The sequence below is a fragment of the Desulfovibrio sp. 6_1_46AFAA genome, assembly GCF_000224635.1.
Lineage (GTDB): Bacteria > Desulfobacterota > Desulfovibrionia > Desulfovibrionales > Desulfovibrionaceae > Desulfovibrio > Desulfovibrio fairfieldensis.
Window position 1 is genome coordinate 1 of the sequence record NZ_JH114316.1, and the last position, 595, is coordinate 595.

The 595-nt window shown below is 55.6% G+C and carries 1 pseudogene; it reads right to left on the reverse strand.

Features of this window, described 5'->3' with window-relative positions:
* Nucleotides 1-283 precede the first annotated feature (283 nt).
* Nucleotides 284-595 (reverse strand): annotated as a pseudogene (locus HMPREF1022_RS18745) (hypothetical protein); the annotation flags it as partial.

The following is a 595-nucleotide window of genomic DNA, read 5'->3' on the forward strand; positions in this document are numbered from 1 at the left end:
TTTCCGAAATTGGGTGCTCGGAGCGGATGGGACGGCGGGCGCGTGGGGAAGAGATGAAATTCGGGATGCTGAAGGTCACTTCGCTGTGCTCCCTGCGCCGGGTAGTACAGGATACGGTTTTTATGGAGACGGGCTTTGGGGGAAGGATCCCTCGAGGAAGACTGTCGTTGCCTCTGTGGATAGTGTGGTATCGGGCAACTATTTATTGCCCAAGTTTGCTTTTTCCAATGCCGTCCCGACCGGCCCCAAGAACGTACCGGAGCATATTTGGCAGCCGATCATCCTATACCTGGGCCGCCCGGCCTAGATAGATGACCACGGGCTGATGGACGTGGGGCGGCACGTTCTGCGGGCCGGTGGGGACAACATTGGAAAGCATAAATTTAGGGCTAGGATTGTTGCCCGTGGGAAAGCCCGTGCCATAAGAAACATTAATTTTTAGATTGGGGTCAGGCCCCCAAGCACCATCACCGTATAAGAACCATCCGCCACCGCTTACAGGGAAAACACCGAAGTGACCTTCAACATTCCGAATTTCATCTCTATGCCAGGCCCCGGCCTCCCGCTCCGCCCCGAGCACCCAATTTCGGAAAAA